The following is a 23,091-nucleotide window of genomic DNA, read 5'->3' as shown; positions in this document are numbered from 1 at the left end:
CGTGCAGCGAAGCGGGCCTATAGCTCAGTTGGTTAGAGCGCATCCCTGATAAGGATGAGGTCGGAGGTTCAAGTCCTCCTAGGCCCACCGCGAGCCCCCGGAGACGACCTCTCCGGGGGCTCGGTTCATTCCCGGCCCGTGTCCGCCCCGGTCCAGGGGTCCGGCGGTCCACCAAAAACGAGTGATGATGAAGTCACTCAGGGTAAGATCCACTGGTGGAGGGACGGCTGCTCGCGACCGCCGCGCACGTCCGGGCCCTGGCCGAGAGCCACCACGCCGGCGACGACGCGACGTTCCGGGCTGCCCTGGCCGACCTCATCGACTCCGCCGGCCGCCTCGGTGACCGGTCCCGGGAGGTCGAGGACCTGCGCCGGCTCCTCGACGTCCGGCGGGCCAGCACCCGGCCGCAGGCCCCCGCCCCGCCCCCGGCCCCCACGTCGGTCGTGCAACCGCGCGGTGAGCTGGCCCGGGTCCTGACCGTCTCCCTGCCCCGCACGACCCTGGCCGACCTCGCGCTCAGCGGTGACGTCATGACCCGGCTGCACCGCGTGCTCACCGAGCAGCGGCACGCCGACACCCTGCGCGCCCGCGGGTTCGACCCGCTGCGCAAGCTCCTGCTCGTCGGGCCGTCCGGCACCGGGAAGTCCACGACCGTCGAGGTGCTGGCCGCCGAGCTCGCGCTGCCGGTCTTCAGCGTCCGCCTCGACGTCTTCGCCGACCTCAGCGCCGAGGACGCCCTCACCCGGCTGGCCCTCGTCTTCGACCTGCTGGCCCAGAGCCGCGGCGTCTGCGTGTTCGACGACGTCGACGCCCTCATCGACCCCGACGGCGGCGAGCGCAGCCGCACCCGGCTGCGCGACGTCCTGCGCGCCTTCACCGGCCACCTGGAGGACGACACCTCCACGAGCCTCCTCGTCGTCACGACGAACCGGCCGCAGCTGCTCGAACGGCCGGTGCTGCGCCGCTTCGACACCGTCCTCGACTACCCCCTGCCCAGCGCCGGCGTGGTGCAGGAGGTCGTCCTGCGGCGGCTGCGCGGGTTCGACCTGTCCACCGTCGAGTGGCCGCGGGTCGTCTCCACCGCCAGCGGGCTCAGCCACGAGCAGGTCTCCGCCGCGGCGGCCCTCGCGGCCAAGCAGTGCATCCTCGACGGGGCCGACCAGGTCGAGACCGCCTCCCTGCTGGCCGCACTGCGCGAACGACGGCAGATGCTCAAGATGGCGCCGTGAGGGCCCGCTTCGAGGTGCTCGTCGTCTGCACGGCCAACGTCAGCCGCTCCCCCATGGCGGCGGCGCTCCTGCGGCACCACCTGCAGCGGCGGTTCGGCGAGCAGGCCGCGACGATCCGCGTGACCTCCGCCGGGACGGCCGCCGAACCCGGCCGGCCCACCGACCCCGACGTCGCCGCGGTCCTGACCACCCTCCAGCGACCCGCGCCCGCCCCCGGCGCCGCCCGCGCGCTGGACGCGCAGCTGCTGGCCGCCGCCGACCTCGTGCTCACGATGACCCGCGACCAGCGCGGGCACGTCATCACCCTCGTCCCGCCGGCCCAGCGCCGCGTCTTCACGGTGGTCGAGCTGGCCCGCATCTGCCGCCACCTCGGCCGGGAGGGGCGGTTGCCCGCCGCCGCGACCCCCGCGGCGGGCCTGCGGGCGCTCCTGGCGACCGCCCCCGCGTGGCGGGGACCGACGGCACCCCGCGACCCCGCCTCCGACGACGTCGACGACGTCCACGGCGCGAAGCTGGAGGTCCAGGTGAAGGCCGCGCGGCGGCTCGACGAGGCGATCGCCGCCGTCGTCGAGGTGCTCTAGCGCTCCAGGACGACGGTCTCCGCGTCCGAGGGCGTCGTGGGCCGGTACCCGTAGCCGTACTCGTAGGCGTAGGAGAAGTCCGACGCCCGCGACGGGACCATCGTCAGCACACCCCCCAGGACCGTCGCGTCGACCGCGCGCAGCCGCTCCAGCCCCCGGACCAGGTGGTCGCGGGTCGTGCGGGCGTACCGGACGACGACGACCGCGCCGTCGGCCTGGCGGGCCAGCACGGCCGCGTCGGCCACCGGCAGCAGCGGCGGCGTGTCCACGATCACCAGGTCGGCGCGCTCGCGCAGCCGCTCCAGCAGGTCGCTCATGTGCCGGGAACCGAGCAGCGCGGCCGGGTTGAGCGGGATCGGCCCGGCGGCCAGGACCGACAGCCCCGTGTCGCCGTACGGCTGCAGGACGTCGTCGAGGTCGGCGCGGCCCGCCAGGACGGTGGTGAGCCCGGCGCTGTCCTCCACCCCGAGGTAGTCCGCGACCCGCGGCAGCCGCAGGTCGCCCTCGACGAGGATGGTGCGCAGCCCGGCCGTCGCCGCGGTCAGGGCCAGGTTCACCGCCGTGGTGCTCTTGCCCTCCCCGGGCAGCGCCGACGTCACGACCACCAGCCGCGGCGGGTGGTCGACGTCGGCGAACTGCAGGTTCGTGCGGATCTGGCGCAGCGCCTCCGACTGCGGCGAGCGCGAGCCCTCCACGACCAGCTCGGGGCGCGGGCCACCGGCCCCGGCCGGCACCGACCCGAGGGCGGGCGCCCCGAGGTCGGTGATGGTGCTCAGCGTCTTGACGGTGGTGTCGAGGACCTCGCGCAGGATCGCCAGGCCGGTGCCCAGGACCGCGCCCGCGAGCAGCCCCAGGGCCAGCACCCGCACCAGGTCGGGGGCGATCGGGTCGGCGCGGACCTCCGCCGGGCGCAGCACGTTGATGCGGACCGGGCTCATCGTCTCGGGGGTGGCCTGCTCGAGCTCGCTGACGACGCTGCCGAAGTGCCGGGCGATGGAGTTCGCGACGTCGGCGGCCAGCCGGGGGGAGGACTCGTCGACGGTGACCTCGATGAGGACGGTGCCGATCGGGGCCGTGGAGTTGACGTGCTCGGCCAGCGCGCGCGGCGTGGTGTCCAGGTCCAGGTCGCGGATGACGGGCCCCAGGACCTTCGGGCTGGTCAGGACGCTGGTGTACGACTGCACCCGCTGCTGGGTGAACATGCTGCCCTGCATGAGCAGCGCCGCGTTGCCCGTGTCGTACATCGACACGAACAGCAGGCAGTCGGCGCGGTACACCGGCGCGCTGGTGGAGTACGCGCCGAACCCGGCGCCCCCGCCGAGCAGCACGGACAGGACCACGAGGATCCAGTGCTTGCGCAGCGCGCGCAGGTAGTCGACGAGGTCCACGGGCCTCCATCGGCGCCCGTCACCGGCAGTTGACCGCCGCGCCGGCCCGCGTCCGCCGAACGGGTGCAGCGGCCGTGACCGGGGACCGGGGACCTCAAGTCGACACGCCGCCCCGACGACGAACAACCCGTCGGAGCAGTTCGGTGTGCTATCGGGGAGACGGACGGGGGGGCTCGCGTGACGACGACGAGCGGACCCGGGACGGACGTGCGCCCGGCCGGTGGCCGGCTGGCCCCCGCCACGTCCCGCCCGTCCCGCCGGCTGGCGGAGCTGTCCCTGCTGCTCCTGTCCACCGACGCGATCAGCGTCCTGACCGTCGTCCTGCTCCTGGGGCAGCGGTCCCCGGTCGTCGTCGTCTTCTGCACGTCCGTGCTGGTCCTGCACGCCCTGACGGGCCTGTACCGCCCGCGGCTGGACCTCAGCGTCCTCGACGACCTGCCCCTGCTCGTCGGCGCCGCCGTCGGCGCCCTCGGGGTCGCCGCCATCGCCCAGGGCGCCCTGGGGGCCGGGACGGTGGACGCGGGCGCCCTGCGGGCCGCCGCCCTGCAGACCGGGCTCGTCGTCGGTGCCCGCGCGGCCCTGTACGCCGTCCGCACCCGGCACCGCCTGCGGGGCCGGGTCGCGGCCCGGACCCTCGTCGTCGGCTGCGGCGGCCTGGGGGCCCAGCTCGTCGACATCCTCACCCCCGGCCGGTACGGGCTGCGGCCGGTCGGCTTCATCGACGACGACCCCCGGCTGCCCGCCGACGCCCGGCCCCTGCCCGTCCTCGGCGGCATCGCCGACCTCGCCGACGCCGTGCGCCGGCACCGGGTGGACGTCGTCGTCATCGCCTACTCCAACGTCCCCGAGATGGTCGTCGTCGACGTCCTGCGCAGCTGCCAGGGGCTCGACGTGGAGATCTTCACCGTCCCCCGGTTCTGGCAGGTCGTCACCACCCACCGCGCCGTCGACTCCGTCCGCGGCGTGCCGCTGGTCCTGCTGCGCCGGCCGGCCCTGCGGGCGGTGACCTGGCCCCTCAAGCGCGTCCTGGACGTCACCGCCTCCGCCCTCGGCCTCGTCGCGGTCAGCCCGGTGCTGCTGCTGTGCGCCCTGCTGGCCCGCCCCGAGGTCGGCCCCGGGGTGCTGTTCCGGCAGGAGCGCGTCGGCATGGACGGCCGGACGTTCCAGCTGCTGAAGCTGCGCACGATGCGCCCGCTGCCCGACTCCGACACCCGGTGGGACGTCCAGGACCGGGTGGGCCCGGTCGGCGGCTGGCTGCGCCGGCTGTCCCTCGACGAGCTGCCGCAGCTGTGGAACGTGCTGCGCGGCGACATGTCCCTCGTCGGCCCCCGCCCCGAGCGCCCGTTCTTCGTGGAGAAGTTCACCCTCGACCACGACGACTACCTCTGGCGGCACCGGGTGCCCGTCGGCGTCACCGGGTGGGCCCAGGTCAACGGCCTGCGCGGCGACACCTCGATCTCCGAGCGCGCCCGGTTCGACAACCACTACGTCGAGAACTGGTCGCTGTGGCTGGACGTGAAGATCCTGCTGCGCACCGTCGGCCAGCTCGTCACGGCGGCCGGCCGGTGACCCCGCTCGTCCTGGTCCTGGGGACGGCCGACTGGGACGCGGCCATCGCCACGAACCAGCACCACGTCACCGCGGCCCTCGCCCGGCAGTGGCCCGTGGTGTTCACCGAGGGCGCCGGCACGCGCACCCTGCGCCCCTCCGACGCCCGGCGGGTGCTGCGTCGGCTCCGGGTCGCCCCCTCGCTCACCGGCCGCCGCGTCCCCGCCGGCGTGGAGGTCGTCACCCCCCGGCTCGTCCCGCACCACGCCCCGTCCACGCGGGCGCTGAACGGGCGGCTGCTGCACCGGCAGGTCCGCCGGTGGACCACCCACCCCGGCCCCCGCCTCCTGTGGACCTACACCCCGTTCACCTACGGCCTGGAGGCCCACGCCGACCGGACCGTCTACCACCTCGTCGACCTGCTGCACGAGAACCCCGGCGTCCACCGCCGGCGGCTGCTCGCCGCCGAGCGCGCCCTGCGCGCCGACCTCGCGCTCGCCACCAGCCCCGCCGTCGAGGACCACCTGCGCGCGCAGGGGTTCCCCGTCACCCGGTGCCTGCCGAACGTCTGCGACGTCGACCTCTTCACCGCCGCCCGCGAGCGCGGCGCCCCCCGGGGGACCACGGTCGTCTTCGCCGGGACCCTCGCCCCGCACAAGGTGGACCTGCCGCTGCTGCTCGACCTCGCCGTCGCGCTGCGCGGCGTGGGGCGGCTGCGCCTCGCCGGTCCCGTCACCGACCCCGCGCACGAGGTGTGGCGGCGGCTGGTCCGCGCCGGCGCCGAGGTCGTCGGCACGCTGCCCGCCCCGGACCTCGCGGCGGAGCTCGCCACCGCGGCCGTGGGGATCGTGCCGTACCGGGTCTCCCCGCTGACCGTGGGCGTCTCGCCGCTGAAGACGTACGAGTACCTCGCCGCCGGGCTGCCCGTGGTCAGCACCCCGCTGCCGGCGATCGCCCCCGTGCCCGGGGCGGTCTTCGTCCGCGAGCGCGGCGGGTTCGTCGCCCAGGTGCTCGACCTGCTGCGCGCCGACGACCCCGGCCGTCCCGCGCGCGTCGCCCGGCACGCCCGGGGGCAGGACTGGGAGACCCGCGGCCGGGAGCTGCGCGAGACCGCCCGGACCCTGCTCACCGGTCCCTGACCGGCCTCTGACCGGCACCGGTCTCAGGCCCGGCCCAGCACCCCCGCCACGACCCGGCGCCACGACCCGCGCAGCACGCACGCCACCGCCCACACCAGCGCGACGGACCCCGCGACCGCGGCCAGCCCCGCCCACCCCCCGCCCGGCACCGCCCGGCCGGCCAGCACCGCCGCGACCGCCGCGAGCGCCGCCACCGGCGCGCAGCCCAGCAGCCACCGGCCCAGCTCCGCGCCCACCCCCAGGGCCCGCGCCGCCGCGACCGTCGTCACCACCGACCCGGCCGAGGCGGCCAGCCCCACGGTGGCCGGCCCCAGCAGCGGGTGCACCAGCACGTTCACCGCGACCGTCACGACCACCCCGGCCACCAGCGCCGCCACCGCCACCCGGTTGCGGCCCGCCGCGTTCAGCGCCTTCACCAGCACGTACGCGCACGACTGCGCCCAGAAACCCACCCCGAGACCGGTCAGCACCGCCGCCGACGTCGCCACCGACGCCGCGTCGAACGCGCCCCGGGCGTACAGGACCTGCACCACGGGGGCCGCGCCCACCGTCAGCACCACCGACGAGGGGACCACCACCAGCAGCAGCCCCGGCAGGACGCCGACCAGGCGCTCGCGGGCCGCGGCGGCGCCGAGCCCGGACAGGGTCGCCAGGCCCGCCAGCCCCAGCGGCACGGCGAGCAGGTTCACGCCCGTCGCCGCGACGAACCGCGCGTAGTCGACGGCGGCGACGACGTGGTCGCCGAGCAGCGAGGCGACGACGCGCTCGGTGACGACCGAGCCCTGCACGGCGACGGGCAGCAGCAGCAGCGGCCGCACCCGGCGCCAGCAGCGCAGCGCCAGGTCCCGGCCCCCCACCCCGGCGCCGGTGGGCAGCAGGTGGCGGACGCGCACCGAACCCCAGGCGTGCAGCCCGAGGTAGGCCAGGGTGAACCCCGAGGCCAGCAGGACCGGTTCCCCCAGCACCCAGGCCGCCCCGAGCGCGGCGATCATCCCGAGGTTCTGCACGGTCGCGCGGACGCTGGACAACCGGAACCCGCCGTGCGACATCTCCAGGTAGCCCAGCAGCGAGAACTGCAGGTAGCTCGGGATCCCGCAGGCCATGACCTGCAGGAACCGCGCCGCCGTGGTCGCCGTCGCGTCGTCCAGGCCGGGGGCGAGCAGGTCCACCACCGGGCGGGCCAGCACGAGCAGGGCCGCCACCAGCAGCGCCGACAGCACCCACGCCCCCGCCCGCACCGCGCGGAACAGGCTCGCCGCGCGGGGCGGGTCGGTGCGCAGCAGCTCGGCGTGCAGCGGCAGGAACCCGGCGGACAGGACGTCGGCGGAGAGCAGGTCGACGGGGACGAGGGTGCCGGTCTGGGCCACCCGCGCGGCCGTCGCCGGGACCCCGGTGCCGTAGGCCGCCGCGAGCAGCACCTCGCGCAGCGTCCCGAGGAGCTTGCCGGCCAGGCCGCCCAGGACGAGCCGGCGCACCGCCTCGCGCATCAGCCGGCCCCCAGCAGGCCGGCGTACCGGGCGGCGACGTGCGCCAGGTCGTACCGGGCCGGGAGCAGGGACCCCCGGCGCGGGGCGTCCAGGGCCCGGCGGACCGCGGCCGCCAGCTCCCGCGGGTCCGCGGCGTCGACCCGCGTCACGGCGGCCCCCTCCACGGGGGCGGTCGTCAGCGACGTCACCACGGGCGTGCCGCAGGCCAGCGACTCCAGGACCGCCATCGGCAGCCCCTCCCGCCACTGCGACGTGAGCAGCGAGACGTCGGCCGCCGCCTGCAGCGCCGGGAGCCGGTCGCGCTCGACGGTCCCGAGGAACCGGACCCGGCCGGCCACCCCCAGCTCGCGGGCGAGCCGCTCCAGCGCCGGGCGGTCCGGCCCGTCCCCGGCCAGCACCAGAGTGGCGGCCGGCAGGTGCGGCAGCAGCCGGATCGACCGGTCCACCCGCTTCTGCGGGTGCAGCCGGCCCGCGACGAGCAGCAGCTCCCCGTCCACGGCGAGCCCGGCCCGCAGCGCGGCGCGGGCCCGGCCGTGCGGGTCGGGCCGGAAGACGGTGGTGTCGACGCCGTTCTCGACGAGGTGGACGGCCGGCATCGACACCCAGCGGCCCAGCGGCGCGCTCGTCAGGGAGTCCCGCACGCTGGGCCCCACGGCGACGACGTCGTCGAAGGACCGGTACGTGCGGACGTCGCGCAGCAGCCCGTGCGCGTTCCGCACCGCCGACACCGCGGGCCGCAGCCGGCGGCTGCCGAGCTTGGAGGCGATCTCCATCACGGACGTCCCGTGCGCCTGGAGCACCGCGCGCGCCCCGAACCGGGCGGGCAGGTCCACCCCGGAGAAGGCGCCCGCGCTGACCGACAGCACCCCGGTGACGCCACCGGAGCGCAGCTCGGTCTCCAGCGCGGCGCGGGACGCGGCCCACCAGGAGCGGGAGTAGCGCCCCGGGACGGTCCCCGGCAGCGCCCGCACCCGCACCCCGTCCCGGTCGGCACCGGCCCCGGGGAGCGCCGTCGTCAGCGCCGTGGTCAGGACCGTCACGTCGCAGCGCGCGGCCAGGGCGCGGCACAGGTCCCACGCCACCGACTCCATCCCGCCCGCGTGGTGCAGCGGCAGCCCGCGGGTCAGGACGACGACCCGGCCGCCCGCGCCGCTCACCGGCGTCCCCCCACGAGCCCGTCGAGCAGGTCCTCCAGCGCCGCCGTGCGCCGGACCACGTCGAACCCGGCGCGGACGTGCGCGCGCGCCGCCGCCCCCAGCGACCGCGCCAGGGCGTCGTCGTCGAGGACCCGGCGCAGCGCCGCGGCCAGCGCCCGCGGGTCGCCCTCGGGGACCAGCAGCCCGGTGCGCCCGTCCACGACCGCCGACGGGATCCCGCCGTGCCGGGTCGCGACGACCGGCCGGCCCACCGCCCCGGCCTCCAGCAGCACCTGCCCCAGACCCTCCTGGTCGCCGGTGGGACCGGTCCGGCTCGGCAGGCACAGCACCGCCGAGGTCGCGATGCGCTGCAGCGTCGCCGCGTGGTCCAGGGCGCCGGTGAACTCCACGTCCAGCCGCAGCCGCCGCGCGAGGTCGGTCAGCGACGCCCGCAGCGGCCCCTCGCCCACGCACGTCAGGCGCACCCCGGGCAGGCCGGCCACCGCGTGGAACAGGTCCGCGTGCCCCTTCTTGGGAACCAGCCGCCCGACGTGGACGACCGTGCGGGGCCGCGCGGGCAGGACCGGCAGGCCGTCCAGCCGGATGCCCAGGTGGTGCGTCACGGTCCGCCCGGCGGGGAAACCGCGCGCCAGCAGCCGCTCTCGCAGGTGGTCGGACACGGGCAGGAACAGGTCGCCGTGGCGGGCCAGCGCGCCCGCCCGGCGCAGGTACGTCCACCACGACAGCCGCCGGGACCGCAGCAGGTCCAGGCGGGAGGTCGTGGCGTCGAAGCCGTGGAACACCGTCGCCAGCGGGACCCCGGCGCGCCGGGCGGCCGGCAGCGCGCACGCCGCCTCCACCCCGAAGTGGGCCAGGACCGCGTCGGCCCGCGCGGCCACCAGCAGGTCGCGCAGCGCCCGTGAGGACACCCCGGCGGTGTGCAGGGCCCCGGCCCGCCGGCTCATCGACAGGCCCGGCACCCCCGCGGGCAGCGCGTCGCGGGACACCAGCACCGGTTCCCAGCGGGAGAACGCGCCCGCCTGGGTGAGCACGAACGGTTCGGAGGGCAGCCCGAAGGTGTGCCGGAGGACCGCTACGCGGGGCACGGCACCGCCTCGGGCGCGGGCCGGGCCGCGGCACGGCGCGCGGTCACCAGGCCCAGCAGCATCGCCAGCAGGATCATCGACTTCGCCTCCCCGTAGACGGCGGTGTTGTCGCCCATGCCGTGCACGAGGACCCACCACCACGCGCCGAGCGCGAACGCCGCCGTGCGCGCCAGGTGGGTGCCGAGGCCGCGGACCACCGTCGCGGTCAGCACGACCAGGACCGTCACCGCCAGGTTCAGCAGCCCGGCGACCCCGGGCAGGCCGCTGGAGGCCCACGCCGCGATGAACAGGTTGTGCGGGGGCAGCGCCTCGATCCCCAGCGCGGCGAACTGCTCGATGGTGCGCGACCAGCCGCCGAACCCGAGCCCGAGGACCAGGTGCTCGCGGAACATCTGCAGCGCGAAGTCCCACATCGGCTGCCGGCTCGCCAGGCTCTGCGAGGACGCGTCGGCGTACCCGGGCACGTACCGCTCCAGGACCGAGGGCAGCAGCCAGACCCCCAGGCCGACGGCGGCGGCCGCCTGGGGCAGGAACCACCGCGCCCGCGGGCGGCCGAGCACCTGGACGCCGCGGACCGCCACCGGCAGGACGAGGGCGAGCGCCGCCGCCGTCTTCGACCCCGTCGCGAACGTCGCCGACCAGCACGCCAGGGCGCCCGCGGCGTACAGCCGCCGCCGCCGCCCGCGCAGGCCCACGCCCAGGGCCAGGAAGCAGAACGTGGCGACGCCGAGGAACATCGACGACACGTTGGCGTTGATGAAGAACCCGCCGGCCTTCGCCGGGTCGGTCACGTTGTTCGCGCCGCCGTCGAAGAACGCCGTCATGGCGTCGGGCCCGACGACGAGGACCGCCAGGGGGGACCGGAGGAACGCGGCCTCGACCGCCGGGGCGAGCCGGAACACCCACACGAGCACGGCGTCGAGGACGGCCCACGCCAGGACGACGGTGAACGGCCCGGTCAGCGCGCCGGGCCGTCCCCGTTCGACGCGGGTCGCGTACAGCGCGAGGAACGCGAACGACAGCAGCCGCGCGACCTCCAGGACGCCGACCACCGGGTCCGGCGACCAGCTGATCGCCAGCCCCTGCAGCACGGCCAGGACCAGGACGGCGCGGAACACGGGGTCCCGCAGCGGCAGCTCCTTGCGCTCCAGCAGCCAGCAGACGGCGATGAGGATGGTCCAGCACTGGCTCAGCGGCAGGTTCGCCGTCGCCAGCGGACCGACGTACACCTGGGGGACCGCCAGGAACGCCGCGACGGTCAGCCGGGTGCGGTCGGTGGCGGTCACGCAGAACAGCAGGCCGGTGAAGGCGGCGGCGGCGGCGAGGACGAGCTGCAGGATCACCGCAGGACCCCGGCGTGCTCGCCCACCCACGCCAGCACGCGCTCGCGGAACCGGCTCACGTCGAACTCCGCGGCCCGGCGGCGGCAGTCGCCGGGGCGGCACGCCTCGGCGCGGGGCAGGGCCGCGGCCAGCTCGCCCGGGTGCAGGTCGTCGACGAGCGCGCCGCTGACGCCGTCGAGGACGGTCTCCCCGGAGCCGCCGCGGGCGGGCGCGAGGACGGGGGTGCCGGAGGCCATCGCCTCCACGGGGACGATGCCGAAGTCCTCGACGGTGGGGAAGAGCAGCACGGCGGCGCGGTGCAGCAGTTCGCGCACGGTCCGCCGCGAGGGGCGGTCGAGGACGACGACGGGCACGGTGGCCGTGGCGGCGCGTTCGCGCAGCGCCGCCAGCAGCGGCCCGGTGCCGGCCACGACGACGGGCCGGCCGGCGCGCTCGGCGACGTCGACGGCGAGCAGGTGGTTCTTGTAGGGCACGAACCGGCCCAGGGCCAGCAGGAAGCCGTCGGGCAGGTCCAGGGTCGGCTCGGGCGCCGCGGCGAAGGCGGCGACGTCGACGGGCGGGTGGACGACGGTGGCCTCACGTCCCCAGCAGTGCTCGACGCGGCGGGCGACCTCGGCGCTGTTGGCGGCGAAGGCGGTGACCCGCCGGGCGGCGCGGTGGTCGGCGGCGGCCAGGACGCGCCGCGCGGGCGCGAGCAGCGGGGAGGCGCCGCGGCCGTCGAGCTGCGGGCTCCACACGTACCGCGCGGGGGTGTGGACGTAGGCGAGGTGGAGGCCGCCGGGGGCGACGAGGCGGTTGGACGTGGCGAAGGCGTGGTGGGAGGTGACGACGAGGTCGTAGCTGCGCTGCACGTCGCGCGCGTGCGCGGCCCACGCGGCCGGCATGAGCGGCAGCGACAGCGCCCGGGGGGCGCGCAGGGCGTCGAGGGCGGTGGTGCGGACGGGGCGCCCCCCGAGGTCCAGCGCGACGGCGGGGTCGGCGGTCAGGGCGTGCAGGTCGGCGTCGGGCCACATCCCGGCGAGGACCTCGAAGACCTGCTCGGCCCCGGCGCGGGCGGCGATCCACTCGTGCACGAGGGCGGTCCGGGGAGCGGGCGGGGGCGTCGGCATGGCACCTACCCGGTCGGCGCGCGGGCCGTGGACCTGAGGACGATCACGCACGGTGCCGCGTGCTAGCGTTTCTGCGTCGTACCCGGCTCGTCGAGGAGGTCCACCGTGAAGAAGCTGCTGCTGGTGGGGCTGCTCGCCGGAGGCGTCTTCGCCTGGCGCCGCAAGGCGTCGCAGAAGGCCGAGCGCGACCTGTGGGCCGAAGCCACCGACACGGTGCGCTGACGCCCGGCACCACCCGGGGGCATGGCGCAATTGGTAGCGCACCTGCTTTGCAAGCAGGGGGTTAGGGGTTCGAGTCCCCTTGCCTCCACCGGACGCCGGAGGCCGGTCACGTCGTCGACGTGACCGGCCTCTCGTGCGTCGGGGCGCGTCCCCGGCCCGCGGGGACCGTCCCGGCGTCGCCGGGACGGTCGTGCGGGTCAGGCCTTCCGGCCGCCCTCGGTGTCGTCGGTCGGCTTCGCGGTCGTGTCGTCCACCGTGTCGTCCGCGGTCGCGCCGCCGAGGGTGCTGTTCTGGACGATCGGGTCCGCGTCGGCCGCGGCGGCCGCGGCCGGGTCGGACAGGGGGACCGGCGCCGCGTGCGGCGCGTCGTCGTCGACCGGCGCGTACGACGACTCGCTCGACGTCCCGCCCGACGTCCCGGTGGCCTTCTCGAGGTTCTCCGTCGCCGCGGCCGTCGCCGGGGTGGTGGGCGTCGTCGCCGCGGGGGCGGGGGTCCACGCGGCGCCGGGGGCGGCCCAGGGGTCCTCCTTCTTGCCGCGGGTGGCGGCCCAGACCGCCGCGCCGCCGGCCGCGAGGATGGTCAGCACGAGCAGCTTCCTGCCCGCGCCGCCCTTCGGCCGGTCCTTCTGCTTCTTCTTCGCGGCGGCGCCGGTCACGGCGGCCAGCGTCGCGGCCGGGTGCTTCTTCGCCGTCCCGGCGGCCTTCTTCCCGGTCTTCCGCGTGCCCTTGCCCGCCGTCCTCGCGGACTTCTGCGCCGCCTTGACGGTGCCGGCGGCCGTGGTGACGGCGGCCGTCGCGCTGGTCAGGGCCGGGCCCGCGGACTCCTTGGCCGTCGTGGCGGCCTCCTGCACGGCCTCGACGATCTTCGGCAGGAGGTCCTCGACGGCGCGGTGGGCGCCGTCGACGGCGGGGGTGACCCGCTGGACGGCGGCCTCCACGTGCGGGGCGGCCACCTCCTTCGACGTGGCCCAGCCCTTCTCCAGGCGCGGCTGCGCCCACTCGACAGCGGTACCGACCTTCTCCGCGATCGCCGTGCCCTGGCTCTGCAGCGCCTCGGTACGGCTCTTCGTGTGCGACATGGGTCCTCCTCTGCGTCGTCCTGCTCTGACGTCGCGAACGTCCGGGGCCCGCGACACGTGCCCCGCCCCGACGTGCCGGCGACGATCACCAAGCGTCATCCCACCGCAGGTGGGGCCGGTGCGCCACCAGACGCGGAGCTGAGGGCGTGCAGGACCCGTGGAAGGATGAGGGGCATGTACGCCACCCTGCACACCAACCACGGCGACATCCGCCTGGAACTGTTCGAGAACCACGCCCCCAAGACGGTGGCGAACTTCGTGGGCCTCGCCGAGGGCACGAAGGAGTGGCAGGACCCGGCCACCGGCGAGAAGAAGTCCGAGCCCTTCTACGACGGGCTGACCTTCCACCGCGTCATCGACGGCTTCATGATCCAGGGCGGCTGCCCGCGCGGTGACGGCCGCGGCGGCCCCGGGTACCAGTTCGACGACGAGATCCACCCGGACCTGCGCTTCGACAAGAAGTACCTGCTGGCCATGGCCAACGCCGGCAAGATCGCCGGTCACGGCACCAACGGCTCGCAGTTCTTCGTGACCGTCACGAACACCCCGCACCTCAACGGCAAGCACACCATCTTCGGTGAGGTCGCCGACGACGCCAGCCGCGCCGTCGTGGACGCCATCGCGACCGTGCCGGTCGGACCGGGCGACGCCCCGCGCGACCCGGTCGTCATCAGCTCGGTCGACGTCGAGCGCGACTGACCCCTGCGGCGAGCGTGAACGACGGGGGCGTCCCGCGCGTTGGTCCGGTCGTGATCGACCCGGTGATCGACGATGAGTGACGTCCCCGTCTGCCCCCGCCACCCCGACCGGGAGTCGTGGGTGCGCTGCCAGCGGTGCGAGCGCCCGGCGTGCCCGCAGTGCCAGCGGCCGGCCGCGGTGGGGGTCCAGTGCGTCGACTGCGTCGCCGAGGCCGCCAAGGGCGTCCGGCAGCCGCGCAGCACGTTCGGCGGGGTCCTGAGGAACCGTGACACGGTCGTCACGAAGGTCCTCATCGGGTTGTGCCTGGTGGCGTTCGCCGGGCGGTACGTGCTGCCGTCGTCGGTGTACGCCTGGTTGCCGCTGGTCAACGGGTACTACCTCAACGCCTTCGGGCCCAGCACCTGGTGGCAGCCCCTGACGTCGGCGTTCCTGCACGGCAGCCCGCTGCACCTGCTGCTCAACCTGTACGCCCTGTTGATCACGGGGCAGTACCTCGAACCGCTGCTGGGGCGGGTCCGCTTCGTCGCCCTGTACGTGCTCTCCGCGCTCGGCGGGGCCGTGGGCGGGCTGCTGCTGCCGGGGACGGCGGGCAGCTCCCTGGTGGGCGCCTCGGGCGCGATCTTCGGGCTGTTCGCGGCCCTGCTCGTCGTGAACCGCCAGCTGGGGCGGCAGACCGGGCAGATCGCGGCCCTCATCGTCGTGAACTTCCTCGTCGGCGTCTTCGTCGCGGGCATCTCCTGGCAGGCCCACCTCGGGGGGCTGGTCACCGGGGCGCTCGTGGCGACCGTCCTGGCCCGGGGCCGCCGCGGCCGCCGGGCCGTGCAGTGGGTCGGGACGGGGGCCGTCGCGGTCGTCGTGCTGGCGCTGCTGACCTACGCGGCGACCCGCTCACCGTTCTGAGGTCCCCCGGGCGCCGGGCGGGTGGACGAGCGGTGGACGGCGCGTGGCGCGGGGTGGGACGCCCGGCCACGGCGGGGTGGTGACGCACCGGAGTCGTCCTCCGGGGCCGGGCACCGCCGGAACGCCCTCCGCCGCTGTCCACAGGCTTTCGCACACCTGTGCGAACCGCCGCGCGCGATCCCCAGACCGTGGACATCGCTGTGGACGTCGCCTCGCGGTTTCCCACAGTCGTCCACAAGCTGTGGAGAAGTCGGTGGACAAAGGCTGTGGACGACGGTGGCGACTGTCCACACGCCGTCCCCAGGCGGTGGACAACACCGGACCGGCGGAGCGGCCCGCGGGGCCCACCGTGACGCCCCTACTGCTCACGCAGCGTCACAGCGGGCCGGAACGATCAGCGCTGCGTCACACCCGCGGCCGGACGGGGACCGGTGTCCACACCGCGCCCGCGCTCGGCCCAGCACCGCGTCTGCGCCGCCAGGTCCTCCCAGTAGCCCGGCTGCCCGGTGGGGGTGGGAGCCAGCCAGCCGTCCTCCATGTGCGTGCACACCGCCGGGTCGGCCGCCGCCAGCCGGCGCCGGCGCGCCGGGCGGCGCAGCGAGGCCACGTCGACCGCACCGCGGAACGCCGTCAGGTAGGCGGCGCGGGCCAGCCGCAGAACCGGGTTCGACGACGCCCCGGGGTGGTGGCGCACCAGGTCCCGGGCCGTGAAGCGCGGGATGCCCTGCACGGCCAGCAGGCTCGTGTGGTCGAAGTCGCCGCCGGACAGGCAGCACAGCACCAGCAGCCCGTGGTCCTCGCGCAGCGCCCCCACGCGCACCGCGAACGTGCTCGTCGTGCTCTCGTGCGGCACCCAGCGCACCGCGTCGGTGGGGATGGCGTCCTCGCCGCGCGCCGACCGCGGGCGGCGCCACTGCGGCACCCGGCCCTCGATGTCGTCGTGCGTGCCGACGCCGTACGGGGCGAAGTACTCCGCGCGGTGCCCGGCCGCCGAGCGCAGCAGCGAGACCAGCGCGTCCGGCCGCCACAGGTAGTCGTCCTCGGCGAACAGGACGAGGTCCTGCGCGGACCAGTCCGAGCGGGCGGCCAGCTTCAGCGCCGCCAGGTAGCTGGCCCGGTTGCTGCCCCCGGTGATGGCGCGCACGGACCCGTGGGCGCGCACGAGGTCCAGCCGGTGCTGCGGGAGCGGGCCGTCGTTGAGGAACAGCACCTCCACGCCCTCACCGGCGTCCCGGGCCGTGGCGACGGCGCGCAGGAACGAGTCGAGCGCGAGGTCCTTGGAGTACCAGGACGGCCGACCCTTGGCGTTCTCCCCGCCGTGGGATCGGTAGACGACGTGCAGCACTCGGCCCCCTGGACGGTGTCGGAGTCGAACAGAACCCTAACCCTGACGCGGGGGCAGGTTTCGCCGTCGCGCCGGGGGTCACCCGGTGCGCGCGTCCCGACGGTCAGCGCCAGCGGGTCGTCATCGCGAACCCCACCAGCACCAGCGCGAAGCCGGCCACGAGGTTCCAGTTGTCCCAGCCCGGCACCGGCAGCAGCGAGCTCGACAGGTAGAAGACGACGATCCAGGCCAGGCCCAGGACCATCAGGCCGACCATCGTCCAGATCCACCAGCGCGGGGTGAGCTGGTTCTTCCGCTTCATCGCGCGGTCGGTGTCGGCGACCACGTCCTGGTCCTTGCGGCGCCTGCGGCCGGTGGCACCGGCCGCGGCCGCGGTCGCGTCGCTCGTCTCGCCCGTCTCGTCGGACTTCTTGCGGCGGGGCACGTCGACCTCCAGTCGGGGGTGGGCGGGGACGGGGGCCGTCACCTGCTCATCAGCGTAGTGCGACGATCTGTGTGCGGTCGGTCGACGGGGGAGGTGCGGTGGAGGGTCGTCGGGTCGCCCGGCGCGCCGGGGTCGTCCTCGTGCTCGCCGCCGCCGGTCTGCTCTTCGCGACCAGCGCGCTGACCGCCGGAGGCACCGACCTGCGCTCGGAGTCCGCCGACCTGGGCTCCGTCGTGGCCCAGCGCTCGCAGGAGAACGCCGCGCGCGCCGCGCAGGTCGCCGCGCTGCGCGCCGAGGTCGACGCCCTCAGCCGGGACGTCCCGGCCGGGACCGCGGACCCGTTGCAGGACGCCGCGCTGGGCACGGCGTCGGGCGCGCTGGCCGTCCGCGGGCCGGGCCTGGCGGTCACCCTGGACGACGCCCCCACGGGTGCCGACGACGCGCGGCGGCCGGCGGGCGCCTCGCCCGACGACCTCGTGGTCCACCAGCAGGACGTCGAGGCCGTCGTGAACGCGTTGTGGGCCGGGGGGGCCGAGGCGATGATGATCATGGATCAGCGGGTGGTGTCGACGTCGGCGGTGCGCTGCGTCGGCAACGTCCTGGTGCTGCAGGGCCGCACCTACTCGCCGCCGTACCGGATCGCGGCCGTCGGCGACGTCGACGCCCTGCGGGCGGCGCTGGGGGCCTCGGCCGAGGTCGCCGTCTACCGCCAGTACGTCGCGGCCTACGGCCTCGGCTACGAGGTCGCCGCCGCCGACGACCTCGCGCTGCCCGCCTTCGACGGCACCACCCGCCTCGACCACGCCCGGGCGGGGGCCGCGTGATCCGCCGGGCCGTGTCGGTGCTCGGTGAGCTGCTCATCACCGCCGGGGTGCTGACCCTGCTGTTCGTCGTCTGGCAGGTGTACTGGACCGACCTCACCTCCGGGCAGGCGCAGGCCGCCCGGGTCAGCGCGCTGGAGGACCGGTGGGCGGCCCCGGCCACCCCGGCGCCGACGGCCCCCGCGACGGCCCCCGCGACGGCCCCGGCCGCCGACCCGCCCGTGGACCCCGTGGCGGTCCCCCCGGTGGGGGACCCCTTCGCCATCGTCTACGTGCCCCGCTTCGGCGGCGACTACGCGGTGCCCGTCGTCGAGGGCACCGGCACCGAGGAGCTGAAGGAGGGCATGGGCCACTACCCGGCGACCGTCATGCCCGGCCAGGTCGGCAACTTCGCCGTCGCCGGGCACCGCGTGACCTACGGCAAGCCGCTCAACCGGATCGCCGAGCTCGTCGAGGGCGACGCCGTCGTCGTGGCGACCCCCACGCAGTGGCTGACGTACCGCGTCCGCTCGTGGGAGGTCGTCAGCCCGAAGCAGGTCTCGGTCATCGCCCCGGTGCCCGACCAGCCGGGCGCGACGCCGACGGAGGCGTGGCTGACGCTGACGGCCTGCCACCCGATGTACTCCGCGCGGGAGCGGTACGTCGTGTTCGCCCAGCTGGACTCCGTGCAGGACCGCTCCGACGGCGAACCGTCGTCGCTGACCCCGGTGGAGGGCTGATGTACGCGGCGTGGTGGCGGGTCCTGCCCGGGCCCTGGTGGGTGCGGCTGCTCATCAGCCTGCTGGTGGCCGCGGGCGTGGTGCTGCTGTGCTTCACGGTCGTGTTCCCGGCGCTGGCCGACCGCCTCGCGATCAACGACGGAACGGTGGGCGGGCCGTAGCGGCCCACCTCTGGGACGATCACCACTCACCGACGAGGGAGGGCCACGATGTCCAGCGAGTACGCCCCGCCGAGCGGGTACGGCGACCACTACGGGCCGGCGCCGAAGAACGGGCTGGGCGTCGCGGCGCTCGTGCTGGGGATCTTCGGCCTGCTGCTGTCGTGGATCTTCATCGGGGTGCCGCTGGCGATCGCGGGGCTGGTGATGGGCGTCGTCGCCCGGCGCCGGGTCACGCGCGGCCAGGCCACCAACCGGGGGGTCGCCCTGGCCGCCGTCATCGTCAGCGCCGTGGCGCTGGTGGTCGGCGTCGCCATCTCGATCGTCTGGTTCGTGGCTGGTTCCTGGTTCCTGGACAACGGCGGGCAGGACTACGCGGACTGCGTCAGCGCGGCCGGCGGCGACCAGGCGCAGGTCCAGCAGTGCGCCCAGGAGTTCCAGCGGGACCTGTCGAACTGACCCTCCCGCCCTGTGAAGGGCTCGCGCACGCGCTGCGCAACTGTGACGACTCCGCTCAGGTCCGGGCCGGGTGCGGCCGTACCGTGACCCCGTGCCCACTCCCCTCGATCCGGGACCGCAGCGCCAGGTGCCCGGTGCCGGCCGCCGCGCGCGCGGTCGTCACTCCGACCACGCGCACGGCACGGCCTTCAAGCTGCTGCGCGGGTTCCTCGTCACGGCCGTCGTGCTGGCGGTCCTGGCGGCGGGGGGCGGGGTCTACGCGTACTACCGGCTCCAGGGCAACATCAACGCCCAGAGCCTCGACGGCCTGATCGGCGACAAGCCCAGCGACGAGTCGGCGGTGGACCCCACGACCGGTCAGGACGCCGTCAACATCCTGGTGATGGGCAGCGACACCCGGGAGCTGTCCGACGGGACGGGCGGCGAGTACGGCGGCGCCGACGCCGACCCCGGTGCCCGCTCGGACACCACGGTGCTGGTGCACCTGGCCGCGAACCGCCAGAGCGCGACGCTGGTGAGCATCCCGCGCGACTCGATGGTCCAGATCCCGTCCTGCCCGCTGGAGGACGGGACGACGACGAAGGCGCACACGGGCCAGTTCAACGCGGCGTTCTCCGAGGGCGGGGCGGCCTGCACGATCAGGACCGTCCAGTCGCTGACGAAGGTCCCGATCGACCACTACGTCGTGGTCGACTTCTCCGGCTTCCGGTCGATGGTCGACGCCCTGGGCGGGGTGACGATCTGCACGCCGGAGGACATCGACAGCGAGAAGGCCAACCTGCACCTGGCGGCCGGGACCCACGAGGACGTCGACGGGGAGACGGCGCTGGCCTACGCCCGCGTCCGCTACGGGCTGGGGGACGGGTCGGACCTGTCGCGGATCGACCGTCAGCAGGCGCTGATGAGCTCGATGGTGCAGAAGGTCACGAGCTCGGCGATCCTGACCCGCCCGGACCGGCTGTACTCGTTCCTGGACGCGGCGACGAAGTCGGTGACCACCGACACCGAGCTCGCCAGCCTCAGCCAGATCGCCTCGCTCGCGCAGTCGCTGCAGAAGATGCCCGCGGACGGCGTCCAGTTCGTCACCGTGCCCACCGAGCCGTACCCGGCGAACGAGGCTCGCGTGCAGTGGACGGCGGCCGCCGACGCGCTGTGGGAGCGGATCCGCACCGACACCGCCGGCCCGGCGCCGGCCACCCCGTCGGCGACGGCGACGACCGACCCGGGGACGAGCTCGGCGCTGCTCGTGGCGCCCTCGAAGATCTCCGTCGAGGTCGTCAACGTGGGCGGCACCGCGGGGGTGGCGGGGCAGCTCGCGCAGGACCTCGCCGACGTCGGGTTCGTCCCGGCGGGGACGGGGGACGGGGAGGCCACCGACCCGTCCGCGGACGTCCTCGTCCGGTACGGCACCGACCGGCAGGACTCGGCGAACACGGTCGCGGCCGCGCTGGGCGGGGCCCGGACGCAGCTCGACGCGAGCCTGGGGAGGAGCGTCGTGGTGGAGGTGCGGTCGGCCGGGACGACGGTGACGGACGTGCGGTCCCGGGTGACGGGCACGCCGCCGGCGACGGCGGCGCCGAGCACGAGCATCACGTCCCGCGTGGCCTCGGACGACATCTGCGCCTGATCCGCACCCGAGGCCACGCGGTCGCGGCGGGCGTCAGCCGACGCGGACGGGGACCCCGGTGAGCAGGGACTCCTGCGCGGCGTCGGCGACCTTGGAGGCCGCGACGGCGTCCTCGGGGCGGCACAGCTCCCCCTCGACGCCGCGGACGAGGTCGGCGAAGGCCGCCACCTCGGCGCGGTAGGCGTCGGCGAACCGCTCGGCGAAGGTGGTGTGCGGGGAGCCGTCGGGGAACGTCACGCCCGGTTCGGCCGAGCGCAGCGCGGTGCGGGCGTCCAGGCCGACCTCCAGGGAGGCCTTCGAGCCCTGCAGCTCGAGGCGGACGTCGTGGCCGCCGCCGTTGTAGCGGGAGGCGGTGACGACGGCGAGGGTGCCGTCGTCGAGGGTGCACACGGCCAGGGCGGAGTCGACGTCGCCGACCTCGCCGATCGCGGGGTCGCCGTTGTTGCTGCCGCGGGCGTACACCTCGGTGATCTCCCGGCCGGTGATCCAGCGGATGACGTCGAAGTCGTGGACGCTGCAGTCGCGGAACAGCCCGCCGGAGGTGGCGATGAACGACACCGGCGGCGGCGCCACGTCGCAGGTCACGGCGCGGATCGCGTGCAGCCAGCCGAGCTCGCCGGCGGCGAAGGCGCGCTTGGCCTCCAGGTACCCCCGGTCGTAGCGGCGCTGGTGGCCGATGCGGACGACGCCGTCGCGCTCGGCGATGAACTCGAGGACGGGCAGGGAGAGGGCGACGTCGGGGGCGACGGGCTTCTCGGAGAAGACGGGGATGCCGGCTTCGACGCCGGCGCGGATCAGCTCGGGGTGCTGGGCGGTCCCGGTGGCCACGACAAGGCCGTCGATGCCGGAGGCCAGGAGCGCCCCGACGTCGGCGACGGCGTCGGCGCCGACCTCCGCGCCGACCTGCCGGGCGCGCTCGGCGTCGACGTCGGCGACGGTGAGGCGGCCGACGCCGGGGGTGGTGACGATGTTGCGGGCGTGCATGACGCCGATGCGACCGACGCCGGCGAGGCCGAGGTGGAGGTCGGACATGGGGGAGAGCTCCTCGATGAGTATTGGACCGGTCCAACGCGGACTACGATCAGTCTCGCACGGCCCGACTGTCAAGGAGGACGAGTGACCCGACCCACCATCCGCAGCGTCGCCGCCCACGCCGGGGTCTCCAAGTCGCTCGTCTCCCTCGTCCTGCAGGACTCCCCGAAGGTCTCCCCCGAACGGCGCGCCGCCGTCCTGGCCGCCATGGACGAGCTCGGCTACCGGCCCGACCCGCACGCCCGGTCCCTGGCCCTGCGCCGCACCCGGGCCGTCGGCCTCGTCCTCGACGACCTGCGCAACCCCTGGTTCGTCGACGTCCTCGACGGCCTGCGGCCCGTCCTGCACGACGCCGACCTGCGCCCCGTCCTGGCCGAGGCCCGCAGCGAACCCGAGGCCCCCCGCACCTTCGCCGACCTGCGCGTCGACGGCCTCGTCGTCATCGGCACCCTGCCCGACCTGTCCGGCGTCGCCGACGTCGCCCACACCGTCCCCACCGTCCTGGCCGGCACCCGCCTCGACCCCGACGACCCCTTCGCCGTCGACGTCGTCGCCGGGGACGACGACGCCGGCGTCCGGCTGGCCGTGCGGCACCTGCTCGACCTCGGCCACCGCCGCCTCGCGCACGTCGCCGGGACCGGGCCCGTCGGGGCGCTGCGCCGCGACGCCTTTGCGCGGGCCGTCGCCGAGGCGGGAGCGGCCGGGCCCGTCGAGACCGGCCCCATGACCGAGGACACCGGCCACCGCGCCGGGCTGGCGCTGCTGCGCCGCGACGACCCGCCCACCGCCGTCGTCGCCGCCAACGACGCCGTCGCCGTCGGGGTGATGGCCGCCGCCGCCGACCTCGGCGTCGACGTGCCCGGACGGCTGTCCGTCGTCGGCTACGACGACACCTCCACCGCGCAGCTGCGCGCGGTGTCGCTGACCAGCGTCGACAACGCCGCCGCCGAGGTCGGGCGGCTCGCCGCGCTGCGGCTGCTGGCCCGGCTGGAGGACCCCACCGCCCCCACCGACCTCCAGCTCGTCGCCCCGCGCCTCGTCGTGCGCGCCACGACCGCGCCGCCCGCCAGGATGGACCGGTGACCCTCCCCGACGCGCCCTGCCCGTGCGGGTGGGGCGAACCCCTCGGCAGCTGCTGCGGGCGCTACCTGTCCGGCGGCCCGGGCGGTGCGGACGCCCCCACCGCCGAGGCCCTCATGCGCTCGCGCTACACCGCCTTCGTGCTCGGCGACGTCGCCCACCTGCTGCGCAGCTGGCACCCCGGCACCCGGCCCGACGACCTCGACCTGGACCCGGACGTGCGGTGGAAGCGGCTCGTCGTGCTCGGCACCGACCGGGGCAGCCCCTTCGACGACGCCGGGACGGTCGAGTTCGAGGCGCACTACCGGCACGGGGGACGGCGCGGCGTCCAGCACGAGCTGTCCGCGTTCGTCCGCGTGGGGGGCCGGTGGGTGTACGAAGGACCAGTGGGAAACCGGGTCGCGTGATCGACCCGGGACCGCCACTCTGAGTAACTGAGCGCACTGCTGCACGTTCCCCA

24 protein-coding genes and 2 tRNA genes are annotated in these 23,091 nt (G+C 75.8%); 16 read left to right on the top strand and 10 right to left on the bottom strand.

Annotated features, from left to right (window positions below):
* Positions 1-13 precede the first annotated feature (13 nt).
* The 3 genes from ACRYRX_RS02415 to ACRYRX_RS02405 all read left to right on the top strand — a co-directional run bounded on the left by ACRYRX_RS02415 (position 14) and on the right by ACRYRX_RS02405 (position 1,810).
* Positions 14-87 (top strand) — tRNA-Ile (locus tag ACRYRX_RS02415).
* Between the two features lie 128 nt (positions 88-215).
* Positions 216-1,229, top strand: a complete 1,014-nt coding sequence (locus ACRYRX_RS02410; protein ID WP_432510198.1) for an AAA family ATPase — start codon at positions 216-218, stop codon at positions 1,227-1,229.
* Positions 1,226-1,810 (top strand): arsenate reductase/protein-tyrosine-phosphatase family protein, encoded by a 585-nt coding sequence (locus ACRYRX_RS02405; RefSeq protein WP_432510197.1) that lies wholly within the window; start codon positions 1,226-1,228, stop codon positions 1,808-1,810. Before ACRYRX_RS02410 ends, ACRYRX_RS02405 begins: the two co-directional genes overlap by 4 nt.
* Here the strand turns inward: ACRYRX_RS02405 and ACRYRX_RS02400 are convergent.
* Positions 1,807-3,198 carry a tyrosine-protein kinase domain-containing protein gene (locus tag ACRYRX_RS02400; RefSeq protein ID WP_432510196.1) on the bottom strand — a complete coding sequence of 464 codons (1,392 nt, stop codon included), beginning with the start codon at positions 3,196-3,198 and terminating at the stop codon, positions 1,807-1,809. The two genes, ACRYRX_RS02405 and ACRYRX_RS02400, sit on opposite strands and share 4 nt — an antisense overlap.
* Before the next feature lie 177 nt (positions 3,199-3,375).
* On the opposite strand from ACRYRX_RS02400, the gene ACRYRX_RS02395 reads away from it, so the two are divergent.
* Together ACRYRX_RS02395 and ACRYRX_RS02390 are read left to right on the top strand one after the other, a co-directional pair.
* Positions 3,376-4,767, top strand: coding sequence for a sugar transferase (locus tag ACRYRX_RS02395; protein ID WP_432510195.1), 1,392 nt, complete (start codon positions 3,376-3,378; stop codon positions 4,765-4,767).
* Positions 4,764-5,885 (top strand): glycosyltransferase, encoded by a 1,122-nt coding sequence (locus ACRYRX_RS02390; protein ID WP_432510194.1) that lies wholly within the window; start codon positions 4,764-4,766, stop codon positions 5,883-5,885. Before ACRYRX_RS02395 ends, ACRYRX_RS02390 begins: the two co-directional genes overlap by 4 nt.
* 23 nt (positions 5,886-5,908) lie before the next feature.
* Here the strand turns inward: ACRYRX_RS02390 and ACRYRX_RS02385 are convergent, their stop codons facing one another.
* Genes ACRYRX_RS02385 through ACRYRX_RS02365 form a run of 5 tightly spaced genes read right to left on the bottom strand, consistent with a single transcriptional unit; the run spans position 5,909 to position 12,066 of the window.
* Positions 5,909-7,372 carry a lipid II flippase MurJ gene (locus tag ACRYRX_RS02385; RefSeq protein ID WP_432510193.1) on the bottom strand — a complete coding sequence of 488 codons (1,464 nt, stop codon included), beginning with the start codon at positions 7,370-7,372 and terminating at the stop codon, positions 5,909-5,911.
* Complete coding sequence (locus tag ACRYRX_RS02380) at positions 7,372-8,529, bottom strand: glycosyltransferase family 4 protein (RefSeq protein WP_432510192.1); 1,158 nt, start codon at positions 8,527-8,529, stop codon at positions 7,372-7,374. The genes ACRYRX_RS02385 and ACRYRX_RS02380 overlap by 1 nt, the downstream gene beginning before the upstream one ends.
* Complete coding sequence (locus tag ACRYRX_RS02375; RefSeq protein ID WP_432510190.1) at positions 8,526-9,614, bottom strand: glycosyltransferase; 1,089 nt, start codon at positions 9,612-9,614, stop codon at positions 8,526-8,528. The genes ACRYRX_RS02380 and ACRYRX_RS02375 overlap by 4 nt, the downstream gene beginning before the upstream one ends.
* On the bottom strand, positions 9,602-10,957 hold the full coding sequence (locus tag ACRYRX_RS02370; RefSeq protein WP_432510189.1) for an O-antigen ligase family protein: 1,356 nt from the start codon (positions 10,955-10,957) through the stop codon (positions 9,602-9,604). Before ACRYRX_RS02370 ends, ACRYRX_RS02375 begins: the two co-directional genes overlap by 13 nt.
* Positions 10,954-12,066 carry a glycosyltransferase gene (locus tag ACRYRX_RS02365; protein ID WP_432510188.1) on the bottom strand — a complete coding sequence of 371 codons (1,113 nt, stop codon included), beginning with the start codon at positions 12,064-12,066 and terminating at the stop codon, positions 10,954-10,956. Before ACRYRX_RS02365 ends, ACRYRX_RS02370 begins: the two co-directional genes overlap by 4 nt.
* A gap of 105 nt (positions 12,067-12,171) precedes the next feature.
* Here ACRYRX_RS02365 and ACRYRX_RS02360 point away from each other — a divergent pair, with 105 nt between their 5' ends.
* Positions 12,172-12,288 carry a DLW-39 family protein gene (locus tag ACRYRX_RS02360; protein WP_432510187.1) on the top strand — a complete coding sequence of 39 codons (117 nt, stop codon included), beginning with the start codon at positions 12,172-12,174 and terminating at the stop codon, positions 12,286-12,288.
* A 15-nt stretch (positions 12,289-12,303) separates the two neighbouring features.
* A tRNA-Ala gene (locus ACRYRX_RS02355) sits at positions 12,304-12,376 on the top strand.
* A 109-nt stretch (positions 12,377-12,485) separates the two neighbouring features.
* Here ACRYRX_RS02355 and ACRYRX_RS02350 read toward each other — a convergent pair.
* Positions 12,486-13,367 carry a hypothetical protein gene (locus ACRYRX_RS02350; RefSeq protein ID WP_432510186.1) on the bottom strand — a complete coding sequence of 294 codons (882 nt, stop codon included), beginning with the start codon at positions 13,365-13,367 and terminating at the stop codon, positions 12,486-12,488.
* 174 nt (positions 13,368-13,541) lie between these two features.
* Between ACRYRX_RS02350 and ACRYRX_RS02345 the strand changes: the two genes are divergently transcribed.
* Positions 13,542-14,066, top strand: a complete 525-nt coding sequence (locus ACRYRX_RS02345; protein WP_432510185.1) for a peptidylprolyl isomerase — start codon at positions 13,542-13,544, stop codon at positions 14,064-14,066.
* 72 nt (positions 14,067-14,138) lie between these two features.
* Complete coding sequence (locus ACRYRX_RS02340) at positions 14,139-14,966, top strand: rhomboid family intramembrane serine protease (protein ID WP_432510184.1); 828 nt, start codon at positions 14,139-14,141, stop codon at positions 14,964-14,966.
* A gap of 394 nt (positions 14,967-15,360) precedes the next feature.
* Here the strand turns inward: ACRYRX_RS02340 and ACRYRX_RS02335 are convergent, their stop codons facing one another.
* Positions 15,361-16,311: a hypothetical protein gene (locus ACRYRX_RS02335; protein WP_432510183.1), complete on the bottom strand. Its 951-nt coding sequence runs from the start codon at positions 16,309-16,311 to the stop codon at positions 15,361-15,363.
* A 103-nt stretch (positions 16,312-16,414) separates the two neighbouring features.
* A complete protein-coding gene (locus ACRYRX_RS02330) occupies positions 16,415-16,777 on the bottom strand; it encodes a cell division protein CrgA (protein ID WP_432510182.1) in 363 nt (120 codons plus the stop codon).
* 56 nt (positions 16,778-16,833) lie between these two features.
* Between ACRYRX_RS02330 and ACRYRX_RS02325 the strand changes: the two genes are divergently transcribed.
* From ACRYRX_RS02325 to ACRYRX_RS02305, 5 genes are all read left to right on the top strand, one after another.
* Positions 16,834-17,559, top strand: a complete 726-nt coding sequence (locus ACRYRX_RS02325) for a DUF881 domain-containing protein (protein WP_432510181.1) — start codon at positions 16,834-16,836, stop codon at positions 17,557-17,559.
* Complete coding sequence (locus ACRYRX_RS02320; RefSeq protein ID WP_432510180.1) at positions 17,556-18,275, top strand: class E sortase; 720 nt, start codon at positions 17,556-17,558, stop codon at positions 18,273-18,275. Before ACRYRX_RS02325 ends, ACRYRX_RS02320 begins: the two co-directional genes overlap by 4 nt.
* On the top strand, positions 18,275-18,436 hold the full coding sequence (locus ACRYRX_RS02315; RefSeq protein WP_432510179.1) for a hypothetical protein: 162 nt from the start codon (positions 18,275-18,277) through the stop codon (positions 18,434-18,436). The genes ACRYRX_RS02320 and ACRYRX_RS02315 overlap by 1 nt, the downstream gene beginning before the upstream one ends.
* Positions 18,437-18,484: 48 nt before the next feature.
* Positions 18,485-18,892 carry a DUF4190 domain-containing protein gene (locus tag ACRYRX_RS02310; RefSeq protein ID WP_432510178.1) on the top strand — a complete coding sequence of 136 codons (408 nt, stop codon included), beginning with the start codon at positions 18,485-18,487 and terminating at the stop codon, positions 18,890-18,892.
* Between the two features lie 91 nt (positions 18,893-18,983).
* Positions 18,984-20,519: an LCP family protein gene (locus ACRYRX_RS02305; protein ID WP_432510177.1), complete on the top strand. Its 1,536-nt coding sequence runs from the start codon at positions 18,984-18,986 to the stop codon at positions 20,517-20,519.
* 33 nt (positions 20,520-20,552) lie between these two features.
* On the opposite strand, the gene ACRYRX_RS02300 is transcribed toward ACRYRX_RS02305, so the two are convergent.
* The gene (locus ACRYRX_RS02300; RefSeq protein WP_432510176.1) at positions 20,553-21,551 is read right to left on the bottom strand and encodes a Gfo/Idh/MocA family protein; all 999 of its coding nucleotides are present in this window, start codon (positions 21,549-21,551) and stop codon (positions 20,553-20,555) included.
* An 84-nt stretch (positions 21,552-21,635) separates the two neighbouring features.
* Between ACRYRX_RS02300 and ACRYRX_RS02295 the strand changes: the two genes are divergently transcribed.
* Together ACRYRX_RS02295 and ACRYRX_RS02290 are read left to right on the top strand one after the other, a co-directional pair.
* The gene (locus ACRYRX_RS02295; protein ID WP_432510175.1) at positions 21,636-22,634 is read left to right on the top strand and encodes a LacI family DNA-binding transcriptional regulator; all 999 of its coding nucleotides are present in this window, start codon (positions 21,636-21,638) and stop codon (positions 22,632-22,634) included.
* A complete protein-coding gene (locus ACRYRX_RS02290; RefSeq protein ID WP_432510174.1) occupies positions 22,631-23,038 on the top strand; it encodes a YchJ family protein in 408 nt (135 codons plus the stop codon). Before ACRYRX_RS02295 ends, ACRYRX_RS02290 begins: the two co-directional genes overlap by 4 nt.
* Positions 23,039-23,091: the final 53 nt, after the last annotated feature.

The organism is Kineococcus lubricus (assembly GCF_050871965.1).
Taxonomy (GTDB): Bacteria; Actinomycetota; Actinomycetes; order Actinomycetales; family Kineococcaceae; genus Kineococcus.
The sequence above is the reverse complement of the archived record's forward strand: the minus strand, read 5'-3'. Positions and strand labels throughout refer to the sequence as shown.